Genomic DNA, 8,398 nt, shown 5'->3' on the forward strand with positions numbered 1-8,398 from the left:
CGAAGGAGCAGTGCCTGAGATTGGTTGTCTCCAGGCACAATTCACCAGCCTACCGAGCTTACGTTGCCAGAACAAGGCGACGAGCACGATAGAACTCTATTCATAACTTGTGATTACCGCACTTGAACCACTATAGGGGCGAGATCTGGGAGCTGGCAGCTGAAGACCAGATCTACGGCAGACCCTGCACGCGGCACGGCCCCGTCCCAGATCCAACCCCAGGTCTGGCGCATGGGGTTCCCAAAGGGCCGAAGCTTTCCGCTTAAAGAGGGCACCGAGCGGCAGAGCAATTCCACTTGGGCGGGTGTGAGCCTCTGCCCCCTAGCGTGCCGGTAGATCCCCCAGACCACCAACAGCGCAGCACCGGCAAGGATCACCCATAACGCCATCGACCAGGGCCGGTGGCGCGGGAAGGAGAGAAGGCGCGGCATCTATCTCTGCACCCTAACGGCTCGCGCCCCAGAATGAGGAGGCAGGGCACTGGAGGAGCAGGAGCCATCCGCTTTGCTGCTTGTGAGCTAGCGTGATTGGAGTTACAATATCATTATGTCTGAAACGTACTTGGAGTACTCTGATCCGAACGGGGCCGAGCACAAGTTCTACGCAGTCGCCGTAGACGGCGCTGGGCTGACCATCCGCTATGGACGCATCGGTACCGATGGGCAGATCCAACACAAGACGTTTCCCTCTGCTGAGAAAGCCGAAGCGGAAGCGGACAAGAAGCTGCGCGACAAGCGCCGCAAAGGCTACGAAGATGCCGTACAGGGCGTGCGGCAGAAACGGGCGATAATGCGCCGCACGATCACCGAGACCCGCTCCACCACCCGTCAGGGCGCGCCGCTCCTGTGGAAGTTCGACACAAATGCCACAGCCTTCGGTATCTTCGCCGACGACCGTCAGGTCTGGGTCGGCAACGAAGCTGGACAAGTCCATGCCCTCAGTCCAGAAGGCGAGGTGCTCCGCTCCTTCACCCTTCCCGATGGCGTGAAATGCCTGGTGCGCGACGACCGCTGGACGTTCGCTGGATGCGACGACGGCAACGTCTACGACCTCAGCGGAAAGCTTCCCTTCGTGGCCTATGAGGTCGAGGGAAGCGCCGCATTGCTCTGGATGGACATTCACGCGGGCACTCTGGCGGCCAGCGACGCGGGTGGGAACGTCTTCGCCTTCGATGCCGAGAGCGACCAGCAATGGGCGAATGTTGGCACCGGTGGGAGCATGGGGTGGATGGTTCGCGTGGATGACCGCGGCGTGTACTACGGGCACTCCAGGGGCGTAGGCATGTACGACCGCACCAGCGGCATCCCGCTCTGGCAGACCAAGACGCGGGGCGACGTGCTGTTCGGCTGGCAGGACGGCACCGACCTGTACGCAGGCACGACTCAGAACCTCATCCAACGCTTCACCAAAGCAGGCGAGCACGTGCAGGACTATGCCTGCGACGACGTGGTTCTCTCCTGCGCCACCAGTCCTGGCGGCGAGTACGTCTTCGCCGGAGACAGCGGCAGTGCCGTGTACTGCTTCACCCGGAGTGGTGAACGCCTCTGGAAGCTGGGGACGGGGGTTGGCGGTGCGCTCAGCATGCAATATGTCGGCGGCCGGCTGTATCTCGTGACTGTGCGCGGCGTGCTGGCTGCTCTGAATGCCAGTGCCGAGGCCATTCAGGCCGCGCAGCGGGGCGAGACGCCCACGCCCCGCGACGTGAAACTCGCCGCCGCTGCCAGTGCGAGCGTCCCCCTCACGCAGCTGGCGATCACCCCCGACAGTGGCAGCGGCGTACGTCTGATCTGCGAACGCGATGGCACCCGCTTGCGCGTTCGGCCTACCGATCCCAGCTTCAATGCCTGGAATGTCCAGTTCCCACGCAACCTTCGCGTTGCTGGCGCGACCTATCTCGTGGACGACCTCCTGGACGCCGGAGGCTTTTACCGTGTGGTAGGGGATATTCGCCGCGTCAGCTGAAGGAACCACGGACGGAGGAGCAGGCATGACCAACTGGTGCCAGAACAGGCTTGAGGTCCACGGAAACGCCCGCCTTCTCATGGCATGGCGCGCCGCCCAGCGAGGGCCATCACCCGACTATGGGCCGCGGATCCAGGACTTGAGCTTCCATGCACAGCTTCCTGTGCCACGGGAAGTAATGGCCCGGGGCTATGGGACCGGTGGCCTTCCGGAGCTCCACCGAGCCATCCAGATTCAGGCAGGGCAACAAGATCCCACCCCTCATCTCCCCCTTGAGCGCGCTGCGTGGCAAGCCGCGTACTGGGGCAGCAGCCGGGATGCCGATGATGTGACCTTCACTGAGGGACCAGAGCAGCTGGTCCTCAGCTTCGCAACCGCCTGGGCCCCACCCATACCGTGGCTCGAGGCCGTCGCGGCTTTATGGCCGGCACTCAATTTCGAGTTGCGCAGCATCGAACCCGGCAACGAGCTCTATGTACACATGCGTTTGGAGAGCGGCAACATCGTATCGTTAGATGAACGTGCGCCGACGCTACAGGACCTGCAGGACTGGGGCTATGACTTGGACGAAGAGTCTCCAGGGACCTGATCTGGCATCAATCTACAACTGTTGATACGAGCGCTGCCAGGCAGAGCAAGATGACCCCCACAACAGCGCGGGTCATCTATGAAAGCCTGCCCTCAGGGCGAAGCAGGGGCAGGAGCCATTCCGAGCAGCGTCTGGGCTTCTTGGAGGTGTTGCTGGATGATCGGGCTCAGCTGATCGGCCGGCGCCACGACGGCCATGCCCTTCTCAGGGGTGCGTTGACCCGGCAGCAGGAGCGGCAACAACTGGCTTCAAGCGACGACAGCGGACTCAGGAACTCCTCGCGCTCCACACCCGAGTCTCGAACCTTCACCAGCACACCCGCATCACTGTGCCTGCCCAAAAGCAACGAAGCCGCCTGAAGGACGCCCTGCACATCTGGGATGAGGTCGTGCAGTTGGCAGCCTGAACTTCAGGCTGCCCGTCAGAAACGTCGACCTGCACCTCGTTAACTTGCCAAAACCCCGCCTGGCGAGAACTGTGACCACCGGGGCGCTACCGACTTACGCCCCGGATCAGTCAACGCAGCCGGTCTCCATGCGTGCCCTGCAGCCTGAGCCGGGCGACGCACTTTACCTCAGCCGCGTAGGCACCTGGATATCGCAGATACTGAAATCTGCCCCTTTTTCCTGCCTTACCTTGTCTACCAGCCGTCCAAAGGCTGGACCCTGCGGATCCATCATCTCAACGACAGGACGCTGGCCTTCAGGCAAATCGGCGGCCACCTGCACGCGCTGCATGATGTCGGGACTTGCGGGGGGTTCTCCAGCGATCACCGAGGTCACCACCTCGCGCCCGATGACGGCGTTGCCCCAGGCGGTGTACTGCAGGCCCAGCCGGAATGAAGACGCTCCGCGCATGAAAAAGATCTCGCTGTTCGCGCTGTTCAGGGCCTCGCCCCGGCCCATCCCGGCCACACCTGGACAGTACGCGCCCCAGGCCTGGAAGTCCGGCACATTACGCCGCCGGGTTTCAGCATCCGAAACGGTCAGGATCGGCATGGTCCCCAGAAAACCGGAATTGCCGTCGCTGGTCTGGGTGATCTGACGCCAGACTGTTTTTTCTGGCAACCTCGCCGAGAATTCGGGTTCGAGGTTCGGGTAGGTCGAGGTTCCCCCATCTTTGTTGTTGGGATTGCCCGTCTGGACGACGAAGAGGTCGATCACCCGGTGGAACTGCAGACCGTCGTAAATCTTCTCGCGCGCCAGGAGCTTGATACGTTCGACGGCCTTGGGTGCCAGATCAGGGCGCATCTCGACGATCATGCGTCCCTTGGTGGTGTCGATCACCAAGAGATTCTCCGGATCGATGGGAATCCAGCGGGCTTGAGTTTGCACAGACTGCATTGGAGCACACGACGCGAGCAGGACTAGACCCAGCCACAATGCAGATGTTTTCATGGTTCAGTATTGGGCCTTAACAGTCAGGCGTCAAATCAAGCCGGGTGAAAGGGCGTATCCCGCAGCAGGTAAAAGCAGGGGTTACCAGTGGGCAAGATCGATCAGTTGAAACGATTGTGTTGCCTGAACTGGCTGCGCGGCAAGCTGAAGGCAGGGGTGGCCTGAATTTCAGGTCACCCCCGCTGCAATTTTCGACCACTTCAGGAACGCTTTACGCCGATAATGTCGTCTGGTCAAGGCGGAGACGCTGGTTCGGGAGTGGTGGAGGCTGGTGATTCAGGCATGTAGGTTCAGGAATTGTTGAGCGCGTTTCCGCCGCTTGAAGGCCTGCCGACTTTGATCGTGTCGCCGTGTAGATCCGTCTTCCTGCATGTTGATGTTGTTGCAGCGCGCCGTGGAGATTACTGTTGGCCAGGCTGGGGAGCGCTCGGATGGCCGCCCCGTAACTCCGAAGCTGATCGGTGTAAATGACCTCTGGGGCATCGTAGTCGCCCAGGAGTCGGGTCAGGAAGGTCGGTGCGGCGTCGGTGTCACGGTGCCGTTGAAGCAGGATGTCGAGCACAAACCCGTTCTCGTCGACGGCCCGCTACAACCAATGGCGGACGCCATCCACCGCCGTGCAGCCCTCATCCAGAGACCACCGGGAACCCCGCCGGGGTTCCCGGTGAGGGAGACCAACTGCCGTGAGCGGGCCGAATTTGATGAACCATTCTTGGAGCGTCACGTGACTGGCCGTTTGGGCCGCGCTGGTGCAGCAGTTCCTGAACGTCTCGGTCACTTAGGGGAGAGCGGTGGTACAGCCCGATCGCGTGCTGGATGATCGTCATCGGAAAACGGTGGCGGTACGGTTTCGGGTCAGTCACGGCGGGTCAGCCTACCCCGAGCCCGTTAAGGCAACACAACCATTCTTGGCCCTCCACGCCCGTGTTGCAAACGTCCACCAGCACACTCGAACCACTGTTCGCGCCGGCCCTCGAAGATTCAATCAGAACCACGCTCATTTGGCGTGGCGCGCTGGGGTTGAAGTGGCGGTCTGACGTTCAGACGACCACCGCCCTCACTCGGCTCTTCGCTGATTAACTTGCCAGAACCGCCCCGACAAGATAAAGCAACCCAGCCGCACGCCCCCGTACCGGTGACGTTATGCTGCCCGCATGACACTGTGGCAACTGGTGATTCCCGTGGTGGTAGGCGTTGTTCTGGCCCTTGTGTGGTGGGCCGGCAAGGCCATGCTGGAGGGGGCCCGCGAGGGCCTTCAAGAAGCCAATGCGGAACTCGCTCAGCAAAAGGGCGAGCGTGAAGCGCAGGAGGCCCAGGAGGCTGAAGTGCGCCGGCAGGTCGTGGAGGCCAGCGCCCGCGCGCTGAGCGAGGCGGAGCGCTTCGCCCTGAATCTGCGCGCTCCATTTACCCACCTCTGGATCCAGATTTTTGAGGATTCTGCGGTGGGCCGCCCGCTGGAATACTTTTACCAACTGATCCCACCCGCCGGGAAGGAAGACGAGCTGCGTCAATCCCTGGAAGAGGGCTGGGCGATCACTGACCATGCCTCGACCATGTCCAGTCTGGCCTGGCTGTTGAACGGCGGTCACCGCGCCTCGTACCAGGAAGTGCGCCAAAGCTTGCAGGCGGGCCGTTCAACAGCCGGTGATCTGAACAAGCGTCTGGCCAAGGTAGTGGGCAAGTGGGAGCCTGAGGTCGGTGAGGTGGGTGGGATGGCCTTCGATCTGGCGCGAGCAGTGGATATTGCTGCGCAGGGCGTGGCGGTGGGATACCTGAGTGAAGGACAGGGCTGGCGAATTATGGGCCAGTGCCGCCACATGGCGCGGGACGCGGCGTTCCGGGACTGGGCCCATTACGGACAGAGCTTTCTGGCCGGCGCGGAGTTCTGGAAATCGGGTGGGGTGACTGGGGGGATCAGGAACCGGGGCTATACCCAGACGATAGCTTGGCTGCTTGAGGATACCAATAGCCCTTGGCTGCGGGATCCCTGGTCTCCGGCGGGCCAGGGCCGACCAGAGGTGCCCGAGCTCAACTCAATTGGAGTGCCTACGACGCTGCACTGAAGTCCGCCTTTCCGCTCACCCTCCAGCGTGAGATTGTGCGGGCAGACCTACCGCTGAACTTCCGGTTGTGTTGCCTTAACTTGACGCGCGGCAGACGGAGGACCGGGGTGATCTGAACTTCAGCCCACCCCTGCCGCGACCGCAGACCACGTCTGGAACGCTTTCTTCTGATTCCCTTTTCTTGTCATGGCGGTAACGCTGTTCCAGGCGTGATGGTGAAGATTCTCGATTCGAGCGTGCAGGCTGAGAAATTCTTGGACACGCTTCCTCCGTTTGAATCCCTGCTGTTGTCGCTCCCGATGTCGTGTAGGACGGTGAGACTGTTCAATGATGTTATTGCAGCGTGAGGTAGAAATCACCTGCTGGTGGTCAGCATTGAGTGCGGGATTGGCCTCGAGAACGGGGGAGATGAAGGTGGAAAAGCCAGCCACCTGGACGCGGGTAAAGCCGGCCGGGGCCTGACGCGTCATGACGACGTCACTGGACCACCAGCCGATGGCGAGCAGAAGGACGCCGACAGCGATTAAGATGAGTCAGATCTGCGGTTTGCGTCTGGCTTGTTGTGGCTCTGGGGGTGCGACTGAAACCATCAAGTCCTCCACGGTGGTGCGTTCACGTCAGGTACGCGCCCGGCGGCCCTGGGGTTGCTCAAGTTCGAAGCTGCTGGCTTCTGTGCAAGAGCGGAAATAGAAGTTTGACAGCCTTTACATGGTGGGAATCACGCGCAACACCTGGCGTAGACAGCCGTCATTCAGCTTGGCGGAGGTACGATAAGGGCTTGACCATGCACCATACTGCCAGCGCCTTGCCGCCCCACGAACATCTCCGCCAGCTCCACCACGTCTATGGTCTCCTGAGTCCCGCGTTCGTCGCCGAAGAACTGAACTGCACCCTGAACGAGGCCGAACATCACCTGTACGGCCGTCACGCCTCTCAATACTGTTGGGTCAGCCTGGCGGATCTGGCTCTCCTGTCGGGGGTGAGCCCCATTGGGTTAAAGCGTTGGGTGAGGCGGCATCATCTCCAGAGCGCGCCGCAGCGGAGCCAAGGGCACAGTGCGTCCCTCTATATCCACCTTGACGATGCCCGACACTTTCTGTCGCGGACGCCAGGCACCCAGAACGCGTCTGCAGACGCGCTGCCCCGGGTGAAAGGAGAAGACCTGGGACCTGCTTCCACCCCGAGCCGCGTCACTCAAGCAGCCATGGTGGATGTGGACTGGCAGCTGGCACGACAGGCCGCCTGGCCTATGACAGTGGACCGTCTGGCGGAAGCGGTCTACAGCTCTCGGTCCTCGACCGCTCGGCAACAGACCCGAAGCCTGCTCCGGGTCTGGGAAGCCCAGGGACGCGTTGTCTGCTTTGCGAGGGGATTGTATGACCTGGTGCGCCCAGTCGTCGTCCTGGACCCAGAACGCTTCGGACGCAGTGTGCTGGCAAAGGAAGATCTCCAGAAGCTGCGCGTTCATCATCCGGAGATTGCGCACTGGCCCAGCAGGTCCCTGGCCGCGGCCTGGCGGTCCTACAGCGCTTTCTACGCGAACACGCTGTTGCCCGTGGCTGAGCGTGCGGAGCCGACGTTCCTGGAGTACCTGTTGGTGCGGCAGTTGAATCCGGAAGGGATGCCGGACGAGGTCAATGCCCGTTACGAGGAGCTTTGTCAGAGAGCGGCCTTTTATCGCCTGGTGCCCGCACCGCCCCAGAACGTGGTTGAGACGCAGCAGCATGGACTGACGGTCGAGAACATCCAGGCGGGGCTGATTGACTTCAAAGCGGCCGCCGAGGCGACGCGGCTGAAAATGCAGCGCCACTCTAGCAGGAGCCGGAACCCAGAAGGGAGCCGCAAAACGAAAGTCTCCAGCGGTGGGCAGGAGCGTGCGTAGCTCAGGCGGGCCCATGCATCTGGCGGCCAAGGGTTCTCAGACAAGAGAGTTCAGGAGAGCACCGAAACCTGTTTGGTAAGCCCATTTACCAGACGCCTTGACCCCGGCGATAACAGCGGTTAACCCTGCGGCAGATCCTTATGGCAATGCCACTTGGCAGCAGTCCCAGCGGTTCAGAAATGTTGTTTCTGGGACAGAACAGCAAATCAGGCCGGGGAACAGGATCTCTGTGATATGCGCTCATTCAAGGCTGGCATCAAGCACATCTTCCGCGCCCAGGACGGCTCACGAGGAGGCAGGGCAGTGCGATGAACGTGCATTTGCGTGTGACGCCAACCCGGTCTGAAAGGAAAGTCGGGTGGGCACTCCTTCCTCAGTGTTCGGAAACCATCTGCGATTTGGAGCTACCGTCAAGCTCCACACCAAAGTCGCGTATTTCATAGCTCATCAGCATCCGGTTGAAGGTCATGACTGGCGTGCTCGTCATGCGAAGCGGTAAGGCCAG

6 protein-coding genes and 2 pseudogenes are annotated in these 8,398 nt (G+C 61.5%); 5 read left to right on the top strand and 3 right to left on the bottom strand.

All coding sequences use genetic code 11. The features are described from left to right. Positions 1–546: 546 nt before the first annotated feature. From HNQ08_RS21850 to HNQ08_RS21860, 3 genes and pseudogenes are all read left to right on the top strand, one after another. A complete protein-coding gene (locus HNQ08_RS21850) occupies positions 547–1,962 on the top strand; it encodes a WGR domain-containing protein (RefSeq protein ID WP_184136841.1) in 1,416 nt (471 codons plus the stop codon). A gap of 25 nt (positions 1,963–1,987) precedes the next feature. Continuing rightward, a complete protein-coding gene (locus HNQ08_RS21855) occupies positions 1,988–2,551 on the top strand; it encodes a DUF1281 family ferredoxin-like fold protein (protein ID WP_184136843.1) in 564 nt (187 codons plus the stop codon). Between the two features lie 218 nt (positions 2,552–2,769). Then, positions 2,770–2,957, top strand: a pseudogene (locus HNQ08_RS21860) (IS6 family transposase); the annotation flags it as partial. 163 nt (positions 2,958–3,120) lie between these two features. Here HNQ08_RS21860 and HNQ08_RS21865 read toward each other — a convergent pair. Continuing rightward, positions 3,121–3,885, bottom strand: coding sequence for a peptidylprolyl isomerase (locus HNQ08_RS21865; protein ID WP_184136845.1), 765 nt, complete (start codon positions 3,883–3,885; stop codon positions 3,121–3,123). A gap of 231 nt (positions 3,886–4,116) precedes the next feature. Beyond that, a pseudogene (locus HNQ08_RS21870) lies at positions 4,117–4,811 on the bottom strand (IS6 family transposase). 291 nt (positions 4,812–5,102) lie between these two features. Here HNQ08_RS21870 and HNQ08_RS21875 point away from each other — a divergent pair. Then, on the top strand, positions 5,103–6,011 hold the full coding sequence (locus HNQ08_RS21875; RefSeq protein ID WP_184136847.1) for a DUF1266 domain-containing protein: 909 nt from the start codon (positions 5,103–5,105) through the stop codon (positions 6,009–6,011). Between the two features lie 119 nt (positions 6,012–6,130). Here HNQ08_RS21875 and HNQ08_RS21880 read toward each other — a convergent pair whose 3' ends face one another. Next, on the bottom strand, positions 6,131–6,481 hold the full coding sequence (locus HNQ08_RS21880; RefSeq protein ID WP_184136849.1) for a DDE-type integrase/transposase/recombinase: 351 nt from the start codon (positions 6,479–6,481) through the stop codon (positions 6,131–6,133). Between the two features lie 308 nt (positions 6,482–6,789). On the opposite strand from HNQ08_RS21880, the gene HNQ08_RS21885 reads away from it, so the two are divergent. Further along, positions 6,790–7,893, top strand: coding sequence for a hypothetical protein (locus tag HNQ08_RS21885; RefSeq protein ID WP_184136851.1), 1,104 nt, complete (start codon positions 6,790–6,792; stop codon positions 7,891–7,893). The last annotated feature ends 505 nt before the right edge of the window (positions 7,894–8,398 follow it).

Source organism: Deinococcus humi, from assembly GCF_014201875.1.
Classification (GTDB): domain Bacteria; phylum Deinococcota; class Deinococci; order Deinococcales; family Deinococcaceae; genus Deinococcus; species Deinococcus humi.

Coding starts and splice junctions, on each gene's coding strand:
- HNQ08_RS21850 (WP_184136841.1), top strand. CDS start 547: ATGTCTGAAACGTACTTGGAGTACTCTGATCCGAACGGGGCCGAGCAC.
- HNQ08_RS21875 (WP_184136847.1), top strand. CDS start 5,103: ATGACACTGTGGCAACTGGTGATTCCCGTGGTGGTAGGCGTTGTTCTG.
- HNQ08_RS21880 (WP_184136849.1), bottom strand. CDS start 6,481: ATGACGCGTCAGGCCCCGGCCGGCTTTACCCGCGTCCAGGTGGCTGGC.
- HNQ08_RS21855 (WP_184136843.1), top strand. CDS start 1,988: ATGACCAACTGGTGCCAGAACAGGCTTGAGGTCCACGGAAACGCCCGC.